Source organism: Pseudomonas sp. FP453, assembly GCF_030687495.1.
Lineage (GTDB): Bacteria > Pseudomonadota > Gammaproteobacteria > Pseudomonadales > Pseudomonadaceae > Aquipseudomonas.
Genome location: NZ_CP117435.1, coordinates 4,745,878 through 4,765,831, shown reverse-complemented (window position 1 = coordinate 4,765,831; position 19,954 = coordinate 4,745,878). Strand labels below are relative to the sequence as shown.

Here is a 19,954-nt window from a genome sequence, read left to right as displayed (position 1 = left end):
CCGTCTATCAACTGGATTTTTTTCATGGGCTCGGCGAGTCGTTATTCCACCCCTGGCGCTTCCCGAATAATCAGGTGGTCGAGGTTTTCGATGTTGACGCTGAACACCCCGAACGTCTGTTCGGGATTCTTCTTGCTGGGCACCTGTTTCAGCTCCGGTGTCACGCCGTAAAAGAAGCAATACAACGGCTGTTCACTGTCCGCTGCGGCCTTGATCTGCTCCAGGAAGGCTTTGCGTTTGCGGTAGTTCTCGATCAGTTTTTTACTCAGGTAGACGTTCACCGAGTAAGGCTTCTTGTCGAGCCACACCTTCTTTTCGAAGTCGATGCGAAAGCTGCTGGTGTAGTCCTTGATCGCCTTGATCCTGCCCCAGTAGATCAGGCCCTTGTTGTCTTGCAGGTATTCGATCTTCTTGAAAAATGCCCAGTAGGTCGCGGTATGGTCGCCGATCTTCAAGGGCATGCTTTTAAGCTTGTCCTTGTCGTCGATATTCGACACGTAGCATTCCACCGGGTGGGCGAACACGCTGGTTTTGTCCGGGGTGGTCTCAATGCCTGTGTGGGCGACAGTGCTGCGGCTTGAAGGAACTTTCGTTGGATCTTGCGGGGTGTTTCCTTCAGCGCCAGCGACGAGGGCTTTGCGCTCGTACTGACGGCGAACGAGCACAAATTCCGATGGGAAATTATCCTCGCGCTCGTCGTCACTTTCACCGGATGCGGACTTGTGCGTGCTGGCATAACGGCAGCCGTCGATATGCCGGGTGCCGGTCTTGTTCTTGAAGTGCGGCGTGCGCTGGTAGTTGACGTTTTTTGCGTTGAAGGTGCTCAACGCATTGCCCGAATCGAAGGCTGCACGGCATTCATCGTTGGGGCAGAGGAAGCGGTCCTTGTCGGAGTCGAAATCCGCGGTTTCGTCGAAATTCAGGTCTCGTACGTCGTAGATCGACAGCTTTTCATCGAGACTCAGGCTATAGGCCGTGTCGAATTTCATGGGGCTCGGGTCCGTGGGAGGTTTCGCTATTAATAGCGGGATTTCACCCAAATATCAGCAACAGAAGCTATCAAATGTGGGAGCTGTCGAGCCCTAGCGAGGCTGCGAAGGGATCGACTCAATCTTCTTGCCCACCCTATCCACTGGCATCACCGCTGCAGCCGAACCCGCTTCTTCTTTGTATGAAAATGTCGAAAATGCGCATCCTGCGCCGCCGCCAGCAACTCCCGATCCCCGCGCGTATCACCCCAGGCCCTGAGCCGATATTCCCCCAGGTCCCCATACACCGCTTCAAGGCGCAGCACCTTGTTTTCACACCGGCAATTATTCCCGGTGAGCTTGCCGGTCAACACCCCGTCGACCACCTCAAGCTCGGTGCCAATCAACTTGATCCCCAGGCGATCGGCAAACGGCTGCAACACCAGCGCCGGGGATGCCGAGCACAGTGTCACCACCGCTCCAGACTTCAACTCATCCGCCACCGACTGCAAGCCGCTCGGGCGCATCAACTTGTTCCAATACGCCTGGCAATAGGCCTGCGCCTGCTGCTGCACCCAAGCCTTCTCGACGCCAGTCATAAAGGTGCGGATCAACTGCGCCTTCAACTCATCCCGGCTGGTCAGCCGCAACAAAAACCGCAGCCCTGGCACCGCGAGCTTCACCATGCGCCGGCAGAATTCAGCCTTGCCAAAGGCAAACTTGAGGAACGGCACAAAACTGTCGTGGTGGGTCAGGGTGCCGTCGAAGTCAAAGACGGAAAGTACTTTGGCGTCAGCGGGGCCGGCTTCGAGCATGTCTGGGTTCACGGGTTGGCCTCGGTCCTATCTAGTATTTTTTTGAGTACATCAGCTGTGACAGCAAGCGTTTGCTCACGTATCAATCGCTGATGGCAATTGGGGCACAAGGCTACAGCATTGCTGGTGCGATCCGAACCCTTCTGAACCAAGTGCCTGGTGCGATGTGCTTCAAGAAATGGCCAAACACGGGGCATAAAAAAGCCCTGAACAAGTCAGGGCTTCTGGATGCTGCTTGGCTCAGGAATCAATCCCAGCTCAGCGCACCACCAGTTTGATACTCGATCACACGGGTTTCGAAGAAGTTTTTCTCTTTCTTCAAGTCCATGATCTCGCTCATCCACGGGAACGGGTTGGTCGTCCCTGGGTATTCTTCCTTCAAGCCAATCTGCGACAGGCGACGGTTGGCGATGAACTTGAGGTAGTCCTCCATCATCGCGGCGTTCATGCCCAGTACGCCGCGCGGCATGGTGTCGCGGGCGTATTCGATTTCCAGCTGGGTCCCTTGCAGGATCATCTGGGTCGCTTCTTCCTTCATCTCGGCATCCCACAGGTGTGGGTTTTCGATTTTGATCTGGTTGATCACGTCGATACCGAAGTTCAGGTGCATCGACTCGTCGCGCAGGATGTACTGGAACTGCTCGGCCACGCCGGTCATCTTGTTGCGGCGGCCCATGGACAGGATCTGGGTGAAGCCGCAGTAGAAGAAGATGCCTTCGAGGACGCAGTAGTAGGCGACCAGGTTGCGCAGCAGCTCTTTGTCGGTGTCGACGGTGCCGGTTTCGAACTTCGGATCGGAGATCGAACGGGTGTACTTCAGGCCCCAGGCGGCTTTTTTCGCCACCGATGGAATCTCGTGGTACATGTTGAAGATCTCGCCTTCATCCATGGCCAGGGATTCGATGCAGTACTGGTAGGCGTGGGTGTGGATGGCCTCTTCGAAGGCCTGGCGCAGGATGTACTGGCGGCACTCCGGGTTGGTGATCAGGCGGTATACGGCCAGCACCAGGTTGTTCGCGACCAGGGAGTCGGCGGTGGAGAAGAAGCCCAGGTTGCGCATGACGATGCGACGCTCGTCGTCGGTCAGGCCTTCGGGGTTTTTCCACAGGGCGATGTCGGCGGTCATGTTGACCTCTTGCGGCATCCAGTGGTTGGCGCAGCCGTCGAGGTACTTCTGCCAGGCCCAGTCGTACTTGAACGGCACGAGTTGGTTGAGGTCGGCGCGGCAGTTGATCATGCGCTTTTCGTCAACGGCGACACGGGCGGAGGCGCCTTCGAGTTCGGCGAGGCCTTCGGCGATGTCGAGTTTGTCGAGGGCAGCCTTGGCGCGCACGATCGCGGCGGAGTCGTTGGCGGTGACTGCGCGCGCTTCCACGGCGGCAGCAGCGCCGGCACCGTCGAGGCGGTCCATGTTGGCTTCGGTGGCGTGGCCGGCGTTGGCGCCTTTGGTGGCTACTTCGCCGTCTTCTTCTTTGTCGAATTCGTCCCAGCTCAGCATGACGTGTCGTCTCCTGCGTGAGGGCTCAAAGGTGCCCGTGTGAAACCGGATGGTTGGGTGTTCACACGGCCCAGAGGCCGCGGTGGATCTTAAGGAATCGTTTCTTGCAACAGCTCGCGCAGGCATTAAACGGAAATTGCGTTACGGGTGCTCTGCTTGAGGCTAGAGGGGCGGAGCGGTAGGTGTTTGCTCCAGCGGGGCCTCAGGTCTGGCTCTTCATCCCAGTGTAAAGGGATATTGCAGGCCCGATTTACCCGCGCATTATAGGGAAAAAATTGGGTTTGTGTTGCGGCGGATGGTCTCGGATCGCAGACAAAAAGCCTGCTATTTGAGCCAGAGTGCGGGTTTATAAGGCTTTGCTGGGGTTGGATTTTTTTGACGGACGGCGGGAGGGATTCTGTAGGGCTGGCGGGGGAGGGCTTTATAGGGGGTGCATGGCTGAAATTGCCATCGCAGGCAAGCCAGCTCCCACAGGGGGATCGCGGTGTTTCTGTGGCGGGTTCTTTGCCGCAAGAACGATTTCTTGCGGCGAGTAGGATCAGGTTCAGTTCACACTAACTAAGTTGTTATCCGTTAGAGCAACCATTACCCATTACATGGTAATTAAGAATATGACGCTGACCTTGCGAATCTTCATATTCCATTTTCACCGGTACAACTTCGCAGACTTCGGGAATGCTGCTCATGGACAATACTTTCGCCACGTCCAGGTGGGTGCTGTAAGTGTAGTCTTCAACAATCGGCGCGTTGCGGCTAGCTACGTCAGTCGGGGCTTCGTCGGCCAGGGCGGCGGTGGCGCACAAGCTGCTGAGGGCCATAACTACTAGAGCTTTCATTTCTTTATTTACCTTATTCAGGGCGAAAGGGGTCACGGGGCCTTTGTGAGGCCGCGTGTGTAACTTAGGGTTGGTTGTTTCGGATTAACGTTGCCTTCGTGGGGGCTGTTACGGTGTTAATCACAGTGCCTGTGTTGGCGGAAGTGATTCTAGGCCTGCGGGTTATATTCATATACCCGTGCTTTTGATAAACACTGTTGGCGGTTTTTGTAACAATCCCGTGGTAAAGCTTTTTTCATCTGCGCGCAAAGCGCCACGGGCCGCGGGCCAGAGCCGCCCAAGCAGATAGCAGGGCAAAATGTAGGGGCTTGTTACTACCATCGTCGAATGGTTCTATGGGGCAGCCCCGGCTACAACAGGGCATACAAAAACAACTATTGTCACCGAGGTAAGAAAGATGAGTGCGGCTTCCCTGTACCCCGTTCGCCCCGAAGTAGCAGCCAACACGCTGACCGACGAGGCGACCTACAAGGCCATGTACCAGCAGTCGGTGGTCAACCCCGATGGCTTCTGGCGTGAGCAAGCCAAGCGCCTTGACTGGGTCAAGCCTTTCACCGCGGTGAAGCAGACCTCGTTCGACGATCACCATGTCGATATCAAGTGGTTTGCCGATGGCACCCTGAACGTTTCCTACAACTGCCTGGACCGTCACCTCGCCGAACGTGGCGACCAGGCAGCCATCATCTGGGAAGGCGATGACCCTTCCGAAAGCCGCACCATCACCTACCGCGAGCTGCATGAAGAAGTCTGCAAGTTCGCCAACGCCTTGCGCGGCCAGGATGTGCATCGCGGCGACGTGGTGACTATCTATATGCCGATGATCCCCGAAGCCGTGGTCGCCATGTTGGCGTGTACCCGCATCGGTGCGATTCACTCCGTGGTATTTGGCGGTTTCTCGCCGGAAGCCCTGGCCGGTCGCATCATCGACTGTAAGTCGAAGGTAGTGATCACCGCTGACGAAGGCATCCGCGCCGGTAAGAAGATTCCGTTGAAGGCCAACGTCGACGACGCCCTGACCAACCCGGAAACCAACAGCATCCAGAAAGTCATCGTGTGCAAGCGCACCAATGGCGCGATCAAGTGGAACCAGCATCGCGACATCTGGTACGAAGACCTGATGAAAGTGGCCGGCACCGTTTGCGCGCCTAAAGAGATGGGCGCCGAAGAAGCCCTGTTCATCCTGTATACCTCCGGCTCCACCGGCAAGCCGAAGGGCGTGCAGCACACCACCGGCGGCTACCTGCTTTACGCGGCCCTGACCCACGAGCGCGTATTCGACTACCGCCCGGGCGAGATCTACTGGTGCACCGCCGACGTCGGCTGGGTCACCGGCCACACCTATATCGTCTACGGCCCGCTGGCCAATGGCGCGACCACGCTGCTGTTCGAAGGCGTGCCGAACTACCCGGACATCACCCGCGTAGGCAAGATCGTCGACAAGCACAAGGTCAATATCCTCTACACCGCACCGACCGCGATTCGCGCAATGATGGCTTCCGGCACCGCCGCCTGCGAAGGCGTGGACGGCAGCAGCTTGCGCCTGCTGGGTTCGGTGGGTGAGCCGATCAACCCGGAAGCGTGGGACTGGTACTACAAGAACGTCGGCCAATCCCGTTGCCCGATCGTTGACACCTGGTGGCAGACCGAGACCGGCGCCACCCTGATGAGCCCGCTACCGGGCGCCCATGCGCTCAAGCCGGGTTCGGCGGCGCGGCCGTTCTTTGGCGTGGTGCCAGCACTGGTGGACAACCTGGGCAACATCATCGAAGGCGCCGCCGAAGGCAACCTGGTGATTCTCGACTCGTGGCCGGGCCAGGCGCGCACCCTGTACGGCGACCATGACCGGTTTGTCGATACCTACTTCAAGACCTTCCGTGGCATGTACTTCACGGGTGACGGCGCCCGTCGCGACGAAGACGGCTACTGGTGGATCACCGGGCGTGTGGATGACGTGTTGAACGTGTCCGGCCACCGCATGGGCACCGCCGAGATCGAAAGTGCCATGGTGGCTCACCCGAAAGTCGCCGAAGCGGCGGTGGTCGGTGTGCCGCATGACATCAAGGGCCAGGGCATCTATGTGTATGTCACCCTCAAGAATGGTGAAGAGCCGAACGAAGCGCTGCGCCTGGAGTTGAAAAACTGGGTGCGCAAGGAGATCGGGCCGATTGCTTCGCCGGACGTGATCCAGTGGGCGCCGGGCTTGCCGAAGACGCGGTCGGGGAAAATCATGCGGCGGATCCTGCGCAAGATTGCCACGGCTGAATATGACGGGCTGGGAGATATTTCCACCCTGGCGGACCCGGGCGTGGTGGCGCATCTGATTGAAACGCACAAGACCATGAACGTCGCGTAAGGCGCGATAGTCAAAAATAGCCCCATCCGGTGTAAGCCGGGTGGGGCTTTTTTGTGGGATCTCAACACCAATGGAGATCAACTGTGGGAGCTGGCTTGCCTGCGATAGCGGTGGGTCAGCTACACATCTGCCAGCTGAATGACCGCCATCGCAGGCAAGCCAGCTCCCACATGGGGATGCATTGCCCATCAATGCTGACGGTGCTCTGACAGATCCCTATAACCCCAACCCAATAAATATCGGTTTCTCTCGTAGGACATTTCTGAATGTTACCGCCCACCCTAAATGTGTAACCCAACGCCCAAACATGAGGCAATGTGCTACACCTGTGCCCCGAAAAGCCGCGTTTTAGACACCCCCGCAAATAAGATTAAACGCCAGACTTGCCGTGCTAGAAGGGTTTGCGAATAATAGGCCCGCAATTTGCAGCGTCTATAGGTTTAATGTCTTTTGCCTCTGCATAAAATCCAGGGGTTGTCAATGTGCTGAAACCGCTTTCTCAGTGCTTCTGTAAATTGTTGTCGCATTGAGGAAATATCGGCTTCCGGCCTGTCGTTAGAATGCCGATCACTCGCTCGTCGTCTCCGGTGTTGAATCGGTGTAGGACGCAGCACCGCAATTCGGTTTCCCTTATGTCGCATCGTGGGCCATGGCTCATACTGCTGTTTTGCCCCATACCGATGGAGTCCCAAGATGAAGAAACTCGTGCTGTTGGGCGCCCTGGCGCTGTCCGTGCTGTCCATGCAGGCTTTCGCTGAAGGCAAGCCTCTGAAAATTGGTATCGAAGCGGCTTACCCTCCGTTTGCCTCGAAGGCGCCGGATGGCAGCATCGTGGGTTTTGACTACGACATCGGCAACGCCCTGTGCGAAGAGATGAAGGTCAAGTGCACCTGGGTCGAGCAAGAATTCGACGGCCTGATCCCGGCACTCAAAGTGCGCAAGATCGACGCGATCCTGTCGTCCATGTCCATTACTGACGACCGCAAGAAGTCCGTGGACTTCACCAACCGCTACTACCTGAGCCCGGCGCGCCTAGTGATGAAGGAAGGCGTTGCGGTCAGCGACAGCCTGGTTGAGCTCAAAGACAAGAAAATCGGCGTGCAGCGCGGTTCGATCCACGATCGTTTTGCCAAGGAAGTGCTGGCTCCAAAAGGCGCCACCATCGTTCCTTACAGCACCCAGAACGAAATCTACCTGGACGTGGCTGCCGGTCGTCTTGACGGTACCGTGGCCGACGCCACCCTGCTGGAAGACGGTTTCCTGAAGACTGACGCCGGTAAAGGCTATGCATTCGTGGGCCCGTCCTTCACTGACGTCAAATACTTCGGCGAAGGCATTGGCATCGCGGTACGCAAAGGCGACAAGGAAAACCTGGACCGCATCAACGCTGCCATCGCCGCGATCCGTGCCAATGGCAAATACAAAGAAATCGAGAAAAAGTACTTCAACTTCGACATTTACGGGCCTGACGCCCAGTAAATCGTCCTAGCTGTCTGTCCGAAATGGCGCAAGCAACAGAATTCCTGCGGTTTGCGCCATTTTTTCATCCCCCTTTTCGAGGACCTGAATCATGTTGAAAGGCTACGGGGCCGTCATCCTCGATGGCGCATGGTTGACGCTTCAGCTCGCCTTGTCGTCCATGGCCTTGGCCATTGTTCTGGGTCTGATCGGGGTCGCGTTACGCCTGTCGCCGGTGCGCTGGTTGGCCTGGCTGGGTGACTTGTACTCCACGGTGATCCGCGGGATCCCTGACCTGGTGCTGATCCTGCTGATTTTCTACGGCGGCCAGGACCTGCTCAACCGCGTCGCGCCGATGCTGGGCTACGACGACTATATTGACTTGAACCCCTTGGCCGCCGGTATCGGCACCCTGGGTTTCATCTTTGGCGCCTACCTCTCGGAAACCTTCCGTGGCGCCTTCATGGCCATTCCCAAGGGCCAGGCCGAGGCCGGCCTTGCGTATGGCATGAGCAGTTTCCAGGTGTTTTTCCGGGTGATGGTGCCGCAGATGATCCGCCTGGCGATCCCTGGTTTCACCAACAACTGGCTGGTACTGACCAAGGCCACCGCGCTGATCTCGGTGGTGGGTTTGCAAGACATGATGTTCAAGGCCAAGCAGGCGGCAGACGCCACCCGCGAGCCTTTTACCTTCTTCCTCGCAGTGGCGGCGATGTACCTGGTGATCACCAGTGTGTCGTTGCTGGCCTTGCGTCACCTTGAGAAGCGCTACTCGGTAGGCGTAAGGGCGGCTGATCTATGATCTTCGACTACAACGTCATCTGGGAGGCCATGCCGCTGTACCTTGGCGGCCTGCTGACCACCCTGAAACTGCTCGCCATCTCGCTGTTCTTCGGCCTGCTCGCCGCCTTGCCCCTGGGCTTGATGCGGGTGTCCAAGCAGCCGGTGGTCAACGGCGCAGCCTGGCTGTTTACCTACGTGATCCGCGGTACGCCGATGCTGGTGCAGCTGTTCCTGATCTACTACGGCCTGGCCCAGTTCGAAGCGGTACGCGAAAGCTTCCTGTGGCCGCTGCTGTCCAGTGCCACCTTCTGCGCGTGCCTGGCGTTTGCGATCAACACCAGCGCCTACACCGCCGAAATCATCGCCGGTAGCCTCAAGGCCACGCCCAATGGCGAAATCGAAGCGGCCAAGGCCATGGGCATGTCGCGCTACAAGCTGTACCGCCGCATCCTGCTGCCGTCGGCCCTGCGCCGCGCACTGCCGCAGTACAGCAACGAAGTGATCATGATGTTGCAGACCACCAGCCTGGCCTCCATCGTCACCCTGATCGATATCACCGGTGCCGCACGCACGGTGAACGCCCAGTTCTACCTGCCGTTCGAAGCCTACATCACCGCCGGCGTGTTCTACCTGTGCCTGACCTTTATCCTGGTGCGCCTGTTCAAGTTGGCCGAGCGCCGCTGGCTGAGCTACCTGGCTCCACGGAAGCATTGAGATGGAACGTATCGATCATCTGTTGCCCTGGGGCCACCTGGGCTGCGAGCGCCAGCTGAGCGTGTTCCGCTTCGGCAAGGGCGAGCGCAAGGCCTATATCCAGGCCAGCCTGCACGCCGATGAATTGCCCGGCATGCGTGCCGCCTGGGAGCTGAAAAAACGCCTCACCGAACTGGAACAGCAAGGCGCCCTCAACGGCGTGATCGAGCTGGTGCCAGTGGCCAACCCAATGGGCCTTGGCCAGTTGCTGCAAGGCAGCCATCAGGGGCGTTTCGAGGTGGGTAGCGGCAAGAATTTCAACCGCGATTTTGCGGAGTTGAGCGAACCGGTTGCGGCGCTGCTCGACGGCAAGCTCGGCGATGATCCCCGCGCCAATGTGCGATTGATCCGTCAGGCGATGCAGGATGCACTGCACGCGTTGCCTGCGCCAAGCAGCCAACTGCAAGGCATGCAGCGCCTCTTGCTGAGCCATGCCTGCACTGCCGATGTGGTGCTCGACCTGCATTGTGACTGCGAAGCCGCGCTGCATATGTACGCGCTGCCGCAGCACTGGCCGCAGTGGCGCTCACTCGCGGCGCATTTGAATGTGAAAGTCGGCCTGCTGGCGGAGGACTCCGGCGGCAGTTCGTTTGATGAAGCGTGCTCGACGCCTTGGTTGCGTTTGTCCGGCTTGTTCCCGGACGCACAGATCCCGTTGGCGTGCATGGCCACTACCCTGGAATTGGGCGGGCAATCTGACACGGGGCGGGATGCCGCGATCTTCCACGCCGAAGGCATCCTGGCCTTTCTCGCCGAACAAGGCTTGATCAAGGGCGATTGGCCCGCGCCGCAGCACGAGCCGTGCGAGGGCATGCCATTCGAGGGCACGGAAATGCTGTATGCGCCCCATGCCGGTGTTATCAGTTTCCTGCGCTCGCCGGGCTGTTGGGTTGAAGCGGGCGAACCGATTTTTGAAGTGATTGATCCCTTGTCCGATCAGGTCAGCATTGTCTGCGCCAGCACGGCCGGGGTGTTGTTTGCCGTCGAACGGCTGCGCTATGCCCAAGCAGGTTTTTGGCTGGCCAAGGTGGCGGGGCGTGAAGTCCTGCGCCATGGCAATTTGCTGAATGACTGACCCACTGTTTTTGTGAGAACCGACCGCATGTACAAACTTGAAGTCCAAGACCTGCATAAACGCTATGGCAGTCATGAAGTGCTCAAAGGCGTGTCCCTGGCCGCCGCAGCCGGTGATGTGATCAGCATCATCGGCTCCAGCGGTTCGGGCAAAAGTACCTTTTTGCGCTGCATCAACCTGCTGGAGCAACCCCACGCCGGCAAGATCCTGCTGAACAACGAAGAGCTGAAACTGGTGGCCAACAAGGACGGCGCCATGAAGGCCGCCGACCCTAAACAGCTGCAGCGCATGCGTTCGCGCCTGTCCATGGTGTTCCAGCATTTCAACCTGTGGTCGCATATGACCGCGTTGGAAAACGTGATGGAAGCGCCGGTGCACGTGCTGGGCATGTCGAAAAAAGACGCCCGTGAAAAGGCCGAGCACTACCTGGCCAAAGTCGGCGTGGGCCATCGCAAGGATGCGTTCCCCGGGCATATGTCCGGTGGCGAGCAGCAACGCGTGGCGATTGCCCGTGCCCTGGCGATGGAACCGGAAGTGATGCTGTTTGACGAACCCACCTCGGCCCTCGACCCCGAACTGGTCGGCGAAGTGCTCAAGGTGATGCAGGACCTGGCCCAGGAAGGCCGCACCATGGTGGTGGTGACCCACGAAATGGGCTTTGCCCGCGAAGTGTCGAACCAGTTGGTGTTCTTGCACAAAGGCATCGTCGAAGAGCGCGGCAACCCGCGTGAAGTGCTGGTGAACCCGCAGTCCGAGCGTTTGCAGCAGTTCTTGTCCGGTAGCTTGAAATAATCAAGGCTGCTTTTGTGCACTGAATTAGTGCATGCTTTGTAGCCTGAAAGCTGGCCTCGATCCCTGTGGGAGCTGGCTTGCCTGCGATGGCGGTGTGTCAGAAACACATGTGCCAACTGACCCACCGCTATCGCAGGCAAGCCAGCTCCCACATTTGGAAACTCATCAGCTTTTAAGATTTGTGTTGGTTTACGGGCTAGCATTAGCCCCTGTCTTCATTACCGTTACTGGCTTCGGATAGCACTCCATGACCGCCCATAAAATTGGTTTCCTGATTTGGCCCAGCACAAAAGCACTCACGCTTGCGCTGGCTGAGGAGGCCTTGCGCGTTGCTCAGCGGGTGCATCCGGATGTGGTCTACGAGCTGTCGTTCCTGCTCGCCGAGCCGTCCATCGAGGGCGCATGGCAACTGCCGGGCGAGCCGTGGGCCGGCAAGCTGGAAGGCTTCCAGAAACTGTTCCTGCTGGCGGACGAGCCCCCGGCTGCCATCGCTTCCCAGCTCAGCGCTGCCCTCAAGCAACTGGTGCGGGCGGGCTGTGTGATCGGCGGTTTGTCGGCCGGTGTCTACCCGCTGGCCCAGCTCGGCCTGCTGGACGGCTACCGCGCCGCCGTGCACTGGCGCTGGCAGGACGATTTTGCCGAGCGCTTCCCCAAGGTCATCGCCACCAGCCATCTGTTCGATTGGGACCGCGACCGCCTCACCGCCTGCGGTGGCATGTCGGTACTCGACCTGCTGCTGGCCGTGCTGGCCCGTGACCACGGCGCCGAGCTGGCCGGTGCGGTCTCCGAGGAGCTGGTGGTGGAACGCATCCGCGAAGGCGGCGAGCGCCAGCGCATTCCCCTGCAAAACCGCCTGGGCTCCAGCCATCCGAAGCTGACCCAGGCCGTTCTGTTGATGGAAGCGAATATCGAAGAGCCGCTGACCACCGACGAAATCGCCCAGCACGTCTGTGTGTCGCGACGACAACTCGAACGCATCTTCAAGCAGTATCTCAATCGCGTCCCCAGCCAGTACTACCTGGAACTGCGCCTGAACAAGGCGCGCCAGATGCTGATGCAAACCAGCAAGTCGATTATCCAGATCGGCCTGTCGTGCGGCTTCTCTTCGGGGCCGCACTTCTCCAGCGCCTACCGCAATTTCTTCGGCGCCACCCCCCGTGAAGACCGCAACCAGCGACGCAGCAGCAGCCCGTTCGAATTGTCATCGGTGCCGGCTGAGCGAGGCTAGGCGTTATTCCTCCAGCGCTTCCTCCGGCAGTGGCGCCAGCGTGACGCCGGTGCCGTTCACGGTGACCTGCGGAATCTGGAAGAAAACCCCGGTGTGCAGGTAGTACTCGCGCATACGCCTGAGGCTTTCCTGTGACCAGGGGTTGCCCCTGAAATCACTGTCGTCGTCGAATACCTGATGCATTGCCAGAAAATCGTCAGGAAGGTCGTGCAGCTGGTTATTGCTCAAGTCCAGCGTCTGCAAATCACTCAGTTGGAACACCCCGGCGGGCAGGGCATTGATCTGCGTGTTGGGCAGGTGCAGTGAGCTCAATTGGTGCAGGCGGCTCACGTCCGGCGCGTTACCCAGCGGGTTGTTGCTCAAGTCCAGGTATTCAAGGGTGCTGAGGTCACCTACCGCGAGGGCTGTGGCGGGGGTCAGTCGTATCTCGCAGTGGGACAGATCAAGGCTGGTCAGGTTGTGCAGCGAGAATACCGCCGGCGGTATCGCGTCGAGTGTGCAATGGCTGACGATCAGGGTTTGCAGGGCCGGGAAGGCTTTGAGCGTGCCGTCGATTTCGGTGAGGGTGAAGGCGCCTCGCAGGTCGAACGCGGTTACATGATTCATGCGCGTGCTCAGCGTCGGCAGTGCGCCGATGATGGGCGTGTTGAGTACCACTCGGTGGGTGGTTCGCTCATCCAGGCTTTCGTCATCGATCGGGCTTTCCCGGCGCCAGGCTTCCTCGAACCTGCGCTTGACGTGGCGACGCCTGAGTTCCTCTTCGACGCGCAGAAAGTCCTCCAGTGGACCGCCCACCAACGGGTGTTCCGTGGGGATATCGTCTGCCCAGCGTTGCAGGTCGGCGACCAGTTGCTGGTAGTCGGCTTCCAGGGTACTGAGCGCGTTATCAGTGTTGTCCAGCCCGCCGGGAAGCCCGAAGATCAGGCGGTTTATCTCGTCTTCGTGCATTTTTGGGTAGAGCCGCCGGGCCCAGTCGCGCTGCTCGGTGGGCGCCTGGATGTTGAAACACTCCTCGGTGCGCTGGCAGTAGCGCTTGACCTGTTCCAGCGCTTCACGCGACAGCGGGTTGGCCGACAGGTAGAACCCACGTCCGACATGAGCAGGCAGTGCAAACAGCTCGGCAGGCAAATGCGCGATGTGGTTCTGGCTGAGGTTTACGTGCTCGCGGGGGACCTGAGCCAGCAGGCCAGGGGGGATTGCACCGAGCCCTGTGGCCCTCAAGTTCAGGGTGGACAGGTGGCTCAGTTGGCTGAAGTCCACGGGTTCGCCAAGCGGGTTGTCGCTCAAGTCCAGGTGTTTGAGCAGGGCCAGGTGCGCCAGGCTCGTGCGACTGCGTGTCGAAAGGCGCAGAGCGCAGCCCTCCAGGTCCAGTAGCGCCAGCCTGGGCAGGGAGAAGACGGCGCTGGGGATGTCGCCGAGTACCACGTGATTGAGGCTCAGGCCCAGCAACTCGGGGAAGCAGCCAAGAAACCCATCGACGTCGATGGGCGCGTTTTTGCCCTGAATCGTCAGCCCGTTGATGTGCTTGAACGACGCGCTCAACAACGGCAGTTCGCCAGCCAGGCTTGCGGGGATCACCAGCGAGTGGCGTTGCCGGGTGCCTGCCGCCATCTCTTGGCGCCAGCTGCGTTCCAGCAACAGGCGCAGCGCGATTCGCCGTGCAAACTCTTGCGGGCTGGTACCGGGGGCCTGCTCCCATTCCATGAGCTGTTGTTGCAAGGTTGTCAGCTCCGCAGCCCTGCGCGCCAACTCGACCTGGCCGGCTTCAAGCGTGCCGGGCAGGTCGTAGATCAGTTGATTGAGTTCCACGATCGTCAGGCTTGGGTACAACCGGCGCGCATCGCGTAAATCGCTGTGGAAGGCGTCGGCGCCGAAGGTGAGGCCATGGCGCTGGTAGTAGGCCTTGATCTGCGCCACCGTCGCTTGCGACAGCGGGTTGTGGCTGAAGTAAAAACAGTCGCTCCGGCGTGGGGGCAATTCAAACAACTCGGCCGGCAGCGTGCGGATGCGGTTGTTGTTGAACAACGCCACTTGCAGTTCCAGACAACTTAACAAGCCATCTGGCAAGTGCTCGATCAAGGTATGCGACAAGTCGAGGTGAATCAGGTTGGGTATGGCCGCGACGCTGGGGGTCAGGCCCAGGGGGTTGTCATGCAGGACCAGAGACTGAAGACGCCGTAACGCGGCAATCCGTGCCACGCTGATGGGGCTCAGGCGGATGTTGCAACTGCTCAGGCTCAGGGAGTTCAAGCGCGGCAGGTTGAACACGAAGTCCGGCACGCCACCAAGGTTGGCGCCTTTGACTGTCAGGTGCCGCAGTTGCTGGAAGCGCTCCAGAAACGCAAGCACACCAGGGGTGTGTGCATGGGTGCTCAGCGTCAGCAGCGACACGTGGTCGAAATTTGCACTCAATTGCGGTAGTGCGCCGAGGGTGGGGTAATCCAGGCGCAGGCTGTAGCCATCGACGCTGGGGTCGTCAAAGTAGTCGTCGAGGTCTATTTCGCGGAGCCAGCAACGTCGCAACTCTCTGGCGATCATGCGGCGGTTCTGACGCTCGTCCCGCCGTTCGTCCGCCGTCAGCCGCTCACCGGTTTCGGGGTGCAGGGCGGGTGCTTGGCGCCGCCAGGCCGCCAGGTCGTTCTCCAGTTGCTGGTACTCCTCGGCCAATGCCGCCAGCCCATTGGCGGCGCCGCCAGGCTGGGTGTGCAGGTGGGTAAGCAAATCGTTGATCTGGAGGGTGTTGAGCGCCGGGTACAGCGCCTGCGCGCGTTGTTCCAGGGTGTGCGCGGGGGCGGCCTGTACCGGATAGCCGGCGTCGCTTCCCAGCAGGCGCAAGGTTTCCTGGGTGGGTGGGTGGATCACGTGGGTGTCCAGCACTTGGCGCAATTCCTCCCGTGGCAGCGGGCGTTGCCGCAGCCGTTGGTGCAGGGCGGGGCCCTGGTTGACGCCAAAGCCGAGGGCATCGCGTTGGGTGTCGGGCAGGGCATTGAGAATGGCGGTGTACAGGTCGGTTTCGCCGGACAGCGGGCCTTGTTCATCGTGGGGTACATAGCGGCCGTCGGCAGTGCGCACCAGGCTGCGTAGCAGCGGCGTGTCGTCAGGGCCGACGCTCAGCCACAGTTGCCCCTGTGCGGTGAGGTGCCTGGCCTCGAGGCGCAAGTCGGGCGACCAGCCTGGCTGGATCTTCAGCGAGTTCAGCGCCAGCCGCTCGCTGTCGAGGTTGGGCGTCGCCGCCAGTGCCAGGCCTTCGTAGGCGCGGTTGATGCGCAACTCGGCCAGGGCGCCGCGGGCCAGATCTGCCAGACGCGGCGGTGTGCGTTGGTGGTCAAGTTCATCCCATTCGTTGGCGCTGGCGTGGTCCAGCAGGTGTGCGACGATGTTGCCCGGCAGCCCCGTGGCGCTCTTGCCCAGCTGTTGCGCGGCGGCGTCCGCCGTCACTTGCAGTTGGGCGTAGCGCGAGTCGAACAGTTCGCCGCGATGGGCCTCGGCCAGGCGCGCGAGCTTTTTGCGCAGTTGCTTGACGCGGTTGTCCAGGCTCAACTGCGGGTCGGCCGCGCGTTCGCCGAATTGGGTGCGGATCTCTTCCGGGCTCAGGGTTTGCAGCAAGGTCTTGAGCAGCTCGCCGTTATTCAGTTGCGCTTCGTGGATCTGCACCACGGGGCTGTCGGTATCGCCGAACTCCCAGGCCGTGTTGCCCGCGGCGTCGAGTATGCGCAGGCGTCGGGTCCGGGGCCAGTCGCCGTAGGTGGTGAGCAGTTGCAGCAGGTCTTGGGGGTCGATCTGTTGATGGGCCGCCGTATCGTCGCTGTTGAGGCGCTGGATCAGGGTGTGCAGGCTGCGGTCGATGCGCAGGCGTTTGAGGGTGTCGTCCAGCAGCGGCGGCACCGGTTCGCCCCGTACATGCATCTTGCGCAGGGCGTTGTCATCGACGCCGCTGATGTCTAGCGCCAACTCGCGATCGGCTGCGCTCAACTCGCTGACCTCATGGCCCAGGCGGCGCAACAGGGTTGGGCGGTCCCACTGCAGCGGGTTGTCCAATTCGGTATGCCAGGCACCGGCGCCGTTGTGTTGCAGGCGCGGAGTATAGGCTTCGGGGCGAGCCGGATGGGTGATCACATGGCGCTCGCCATCGGCCACGGATCGCACCGTGTACACCTGGCCCTCCAGAGGTAGAACCGGTTCGCCGCGAACCCGGTGCAGGCCCAGGGAATCGACGCCCAGGCGCGGTGGCAGGGGCATGTCGTGCCGGTAGGGGGCAAGGTCCGGTTTCCAGTAACGCTTGGCGCCATTGGCGAGGGTGACAGGCTTGAAGCGGTCGATAAACGCCAGCACTGCCTGCGGCAACACCTTGCGCAGTTCGGCGGCGCCGATGGTGCTGCCGGCGGCAAATGCGCCGAGTTGCACCAACGATTGCAGCACACTCATCACATGCCCGAAGGCTTCCTGGGACAGGCCTTCGGTCCAATCGACAATACCTTCGAAGATCTCATCGAGGAGTTGATAGGCCATGTAGCCGAGCATCAACTCCCCCAGGCCTGGAATAAACGGCGCGACGATCAGCAGCGCCGCGTTGAGAACCGAAGACGCTACATTGACGAACGAATCCCAGCGCGCCCAGCGGGCCTTGCGGTCAACCTCGGCGGTAGAGACCGCCTGAGTGCGTGCATCGTTGAGAATCCGGTTGAGCTTTTGCTGGTAGAGGTGCGTCCAGATATCGCCCGGGACCGGCGTGGCGACAAATTGCAGTTTGGGGTCGTCGGTCGGTTGCGTGCGCCAGGGTGCCAGGGTGCTGCCACGCTCGGGCGGGTGCCAGGTGATACGCGCCAGGCGTTGGCTCAGGTTGGCGAAAAATGCGCCACGGTGTTCGTGGCTGACAAACCGGCTGAAAAACGCCTGGTAGTCCTCCGCGCGCAGTTGCCGGGTCAGTTCTTGCTTGAATGCCAGCGGCGAGGCGTATTCCTTGAGCGGGTGCACGGGATCGTCTGGCACGTAGGCCACCAGGCGCTGTACCGAGCGGCTCCGTTCCAGGTCGGGCGCCAACAGCAGGATGCCGCTGAGTGGTGCATCCATCAATTGCAGGTCATGGCATTGCAGTGCGAAGTCGCCGAGCTTCAGGCTGGCGCGTCCCTCTAGCAACCCTTCGACCTGTTGCGCGAAGTCGTCCTGAATTTCACCGCGGATCCGTGCCAGGTGCAGCGCGGCACGCAAAGCGGCTTTCTGGCTGGCCACTACCTTGTGCTGCAACACCGCACCGGTCACCGGCTCGCGCAGACCCAGTTGCTCGCGTAAGTATTCTTGGTAGCGCGCGCCGATATCCAGTTCGCGGCACAGGCGCGTGAACGCGGCTATCGAGAGTTTTTCGCGCACCGCCGGCAGGGGCTCGAATTGGCCGCTGGCGGACGGGCGGGTGATGAAGGTCGAGTCGGGCTCGAACGCCGTCGCCAGGGTTTCGTCGTGTTCGAAGTTGTGCAGGGCGGCGTCCAGCAGCGACACGGTCCAGGTGCGCGCCGCGCCGGAGGGGATCGACAGCCAGGGCACGTTCAGCGGGATATACAGGCGCAGGTAAACGGCGGCGCTGTCCAGGTCCAGGCTGAATTGGGTCAGCAGTGCGTCTTCAAGCACCGTGCGCGCAAAGGCCTGGGGGCCTTGCACGTGTCGCAGGGCGTCGTCCACGGCATTCTGGGCGTTCCAGTGCACGCCGTTGAGGCGCTTGAGTTCGGCGTGTTGCGTGGCGTTTGCCTGGAACGGCTGCGGTTTGCTGCGGGACAGGGCTTGGCGCTTGGTGGTTGACGCCTGGCCCAGCCAGGCGGGAATACCGGTATGCAGCGGCCGGTAATGGCTATCGGGTTGGTCGGAGGTGGGGGTGGCCATGAGCGGATCTCTGAAGGGCTATAAAGCGCATCAGTAGATCAGCGCGTTTGAGCCGACCCGCTCTAGATAGTTAGTTTAAACTGCGCCATTGCGACGGTATTTGTCGCATTGGCGTAAACCCGCCAAAATCGCGGGTTGGCGCTATAAGAAGTTGTCGCTTGGCGGCAAGGCCGCGCTGAAAACTGTCCTTACAATCCCTGCATCGCCCGCCATGTCCAGGCAGGCGTTCCTCTTCAGGAGACTCCGATGTCCGTTGAGCAAGCCCCGGTGCAACGTGCCGATTTCGACCAGGTCATGGTTCCCAACTACGCACCTGCCGCATTCATCCCTGTGCGTGGCGAAGGTTCCCGCGTGTGGGACCAGGCGGGTCGCGAGCTGATCGACTTTGCCGGCGGCATCGCGGTCAACGTATTGGGCCACGCCCACCCGGCGCTGGTCGGTGCGTTGACCGAACAGGCCAACAAGCTGTGGCACGTGTCCAACGTCTTCACCAATGAGCCGGCCCTGCGCCTGGCCCACAAGCTGATCGACGCCACCTTTGCCGAGCGCGTGTTCTTCTGCAACTCCGGCGCTGAAGCCAACGAGGCCGCGTTCAAGCTGGCCCGTCGCGTCGCATTCGACCGTTTCGGCACTGAGAAGTACGAGATCATCGCCGCGCTGAACAGCTTCCACGGCCGTACCCTGTTCACCGTCAACGTCGGCGGCCAGTCCAAGTACTCCGATGGCTTCGGGCCGAAAATCACCGGCATCACCCACGTTCCTTATAACGACCTGGCTGCGCTGAAAGCCGCCGTGTCGGACAAGACCTGTGCCGTTGTATTGGAGCCGATTCAGGGCGAAGGCGGCGTACTGCCGGCCGAGCTGGCTTACCTGCAAGGCGCCCGCGAACTGTGCGACGCCCACGACGCGCTGTTGGTGTTCGACGAAGTGCAAACCGGCATGGGCCGCAGCGGCAAGCTGTTCGCCTACCAGCATTACGGCGTGACCCCGGACATCCTCACCAGCGCCAAGAGCCTGGGCGGTGGTTTCCCGATCGCGGCGATGCTCACCACCGAAGCGCTGGCCAAGCACCTGGTGGTCGGCACCCACGGCACCACCTACGGCGGCAACCCGCTGGCGTGCGCAGTGGCCGAGGCGGTGATCGACGTGATCAACACCCCGCAAGTGCTGGCTGGCGTGAACGCCAAGCACGACCTGTTCAAGGCCCGCCTGGAGCAGATCGGCAAGCAGTACGGCATCTTCACCGAAGTGCGTGGCATGGGCCTGCTGCTCGGTTGCGTGCTGAGCGACGCGTTCAAAGGCAAGGCCAAGGACGTGTTCAACGCGGCCGAGAAAGAAAACCTGATGATCCTGCAAGCCGGCCCGGACGTGGTGCGTTTTGCGCCGAGCCTGGTGGTGGAAGAGGCGGATATCACTGAAGGTCTGGATCGTTTTGAGCGTGCTGTGAAAGCCCTTACACAAATCTGATTGACCGGGCCGGATCAAGTGTGGGAGCGGGCTTGCCCGCGATAGCGGTGGATCAGT

At 60.5% G+C, this 19,954-nt stretch carries 13 protein-coding genes and 1 pseudogene; 8 read left to right on the top strand and 6 right to left on the bottom strand.

Features of this window, described 5'->3' with window-relative positions; translation table 11 throughout:
• Positions 1-41 precede the first annotated feature (41 nt).
• From PSH87_RS21565 to PSH87_RS21545, 5 genes and pseudogenes are all read right to left on the bottom strand, one after another.
• Positions 42-989 (bottom strand): hypothetical protein, encoded by a 948-nt coding sequence (locus PSH87_RS21565; RefSeq protein WP_017737080.1) that lies wholly within the window; start codon positions 987-989, stop codon positions 42-44.
• Between the two features lie 149 nt (positions 990-1,138).
• On the bottom strand, positions 1,139-1,783 hold the full coding sequence (locus tag PSH87_RS21560; protein WP_305431039.1) for an HAD-IB family hydrolase: 645 nt from the start codon (positions 1,781-1,783) through the stop codon (positions 1,139-1,141).
• Between the two features lie 8 nt (positions 1,784-1,791).
• Positions 1,792-1,965, bottom strand: a pseudogene (locus PSH87_RS28885) (HNH endonuclease); the annotation flags it as partial.
• Between the two features lie 65 nt (positions 1,966-2,030).
• Entirely contained in the window at positions 2,031-3,281 is a 1,251-nt protein-coding gene (locus tag PSH87_RS21550) for a ribonucleotide-diphosphate reductase subunit beta (protein ID WP_305431037.1), read from the bottom strand.
• A 566-nt stretch (positions 3,282-3,847) separates the two neighbouring features.
• Entirely contained in the window at positions 3,848-4,117 is a 270-nt protein-coding gene (locus PSH87_RS21545; RefSeq protein WP_026136438.1) for a DUF2790 domain-containing protein, read from the bottom strand.
• 397 nt (positions 4,118-4,514) lie between these two features.
• Between PSH87_RS21545 and acs the strand changes: the two genes are divergently transcribed.
• From acs to argR, 7 genes are all read left to right on the top strand, one after another.
• Positions 4,515-6,470, top strand: coding sequence for an acetate--CoA ligase (gene acs, locus PSH87_RS21540; RefSeq protein ID WP_305431035.1), 1,956 nt, complete (start codon positions 4,515-4,517; stop codon positions 6,468-6,470).
• A 693-nt stretch (positions 6,471-7,163) separates the two neighbouring features.
• Entirely contained in the window at positions 7,164-7,949 is a 786-nt protein-coding gene (locus PSH87_RS21535; RefSeq protein WP_017734151.1) for an ABC transporter substrate-binding protein, read from the top strand.
• 91 nt (positions 7,950-8,040) lie between these two features.
• Entirely contained in the window at positions 8,041-8,730 is a 690-nt protein-coding gene (locus PSH87_RS21530; protein ID WP_010208305.1) for an ABC transporter permease, read from the top strand.
• A complete protein-coding gene (locus tag PSH87_RS21525) occupies positions 8,727-9,425 on the top strand; it encodes an ABC transporter permease (protein ID WP_017734152.1) in 699 nt (232 codons plus the stop codon). Before PSH87_RS21530 ends, PSH87_RS21525 begins: the two co-directional genes overlap by 4 nt.
• A gap of 1 nt (position 9,426) precedes the next feature.
• The gene (locus PSH87_RS21520) at positions 9,427-10,539 is read left to right on the top strand and encodes a succinylglutamate desuccinylase/aspartoacylase family protein (protein ID WP_017734153.1); all 1,113 of its coding nucleotides are present in this window, start codon (positions 9,427-9,429) and stop codon (positions 10,537-10,539) included.
• Between the two features lie 27 nt (positions 10,540-10,566).
• A complete protein-coding gene (locus PSH87_RS21515) occupies positions 10,567-11,331 on the top strand; it encodes an ABC transporter ATP-binding protein (protein WP_003214336.1) in 765 nt (254 codons plus the stop codon).
• Between the two features lie 247 nt (positions 11,332-11,578).
• On the top strand, positions 11,579-12,559 hold the full coding sequence (argR, locus tag PSH87_RS21510; RefSeq protein ID WP_017734154.1) for a transcriptional regulator ArgR: 981 nt from the start codon (positions 11,579-11,581) through the stop codon (positions 12,557-12,559).
• A gap of 3 nt (positions 12,560-12,562) precedes the next feature.
• On the opposite strand, the gene PSH87_RS21505 is transcribed toward argR, so the two are convergent.
• Positions 12,563-18,430 (bottom strand): dermonecrotic toxin domain-containing protein, encoded by a 5,868-nt coding sequence (locus PSH87_RS21505; protein WP_305431031.1) that lies wholly within the window; start codon positions 18,428-18,430, stop codon positions 12,563-12,565.
• 246 nt (positions 18,431-18,676) lie between these two features.
• Between PSH87_RS21505 and PSH87_RS21500 the strand changes: the two genes are divergently transcribed.
• Positions 18,677-19,897 carry an aspartate aminotransferase family protein gene (locus tag PSH87_RS21500; protein WP_305431029.1) on the top strand — a complete coding sequence of 407 codons (1,221 nt, stop codon included), beginning with the start codon at positions 18,677-18,679 and terminating at the stop codon, positions 19,895-19,897.
• Positions 19,898-19,954 lie beyond the last annotated feature (57 nt).

Bases quoted from the DNA above. Each gene is read 5' to 3' on its own strand.
- PSH87_RS21520 (WP_017734153.1), top strand. From the start codon at position 9,427: ATGGAACGTATCGATCATCTGTTGCCCTGGGGCCACCTGGGCTGCGAG.
- PSH87_RS21565 (WP_017737080.1), bottom strand. From the start codon at position 989: ATGAAATTCGACACGGCCTATAGCCTGAGTCTCGATGAAAAGCTGTCG.
- acs (WP_305431035.1), top strand. From the start codon at position 4,515: ATGAGTGCGGCTTCCCTGTACCCCGTTCGCCCCGAAGTAGCAGCCAAC.
- PSH87_RS21535 (WP_017734151.1), top strand. From the start codon at position 7,164: ATGAAGAAACTCGTGCTGTTGGGCGCCCTGGCGCTGTCCGTGCTGTCC.
- PSH87_RS21525 (WP_017734152.1), top strand. From the start codon at position 8,727: ATGATCTTCGACTACAACGTCATCTGGGAGGCCATGCCGCTGTACCTT.
- argR (WP_017734154.1), top strand. From the start codon at position 11,579: ATGACCGCCCATAAAATTGGTTTCCTGATTTGGCCCAGCACAAAAGCA.
- PSH87_RS21515 (WP_003214336.1), top strand. From the start codon at position 10,567: ATGTACAAACTTGAAGTCCAAGACCTGCATAAACGCTATGGCAGTCAT.
- PSH87_RS21530 (WP_010208305.1), top strand. From the start codon at position 8,041: ATGTTGAAAGGCTACGGGGCCGTCATCCTCGATGGCGCATGGTTGACG.
- PSH87_RS21505 (WP_305431031.1), bottom strand. From the start codon at position 18,430: ATGGCCACCCCCACCTCCGACCAACCCGATAGCCATTACCGGCCGCTG.
- PSH87_RS21500 (WP_305431029.1), top strand. From the start codon at position 18,677: ATGTCCGTTGAGCAAGCCCCGGTGCAACGTGCCGATTTCGACCAGGTC.
- PSH87_RS21545 (WP_026136438.1), bottom strand. From the start codon at position 4,117: ATGAAAGCTCTAGTAGTTATGGCCCTCAGCAGCTTGTGCGCCACCGCC.
- PSH87_RS21550 (WP_305431037.1), bottom strand. From the start codon at position 3,281: ATGCTGAGCTGGGACGAATTCGACAAAGAAGAAGACGGCGAAGTAGCC.
- PSH87_RS21560 (WP_305431039.1), bottom strand. From the start codon at position 1,783: ATGCTCGAAGCCGGCCCCGCTGACGCCAAAGTACTTTCCGTCTTTGAC.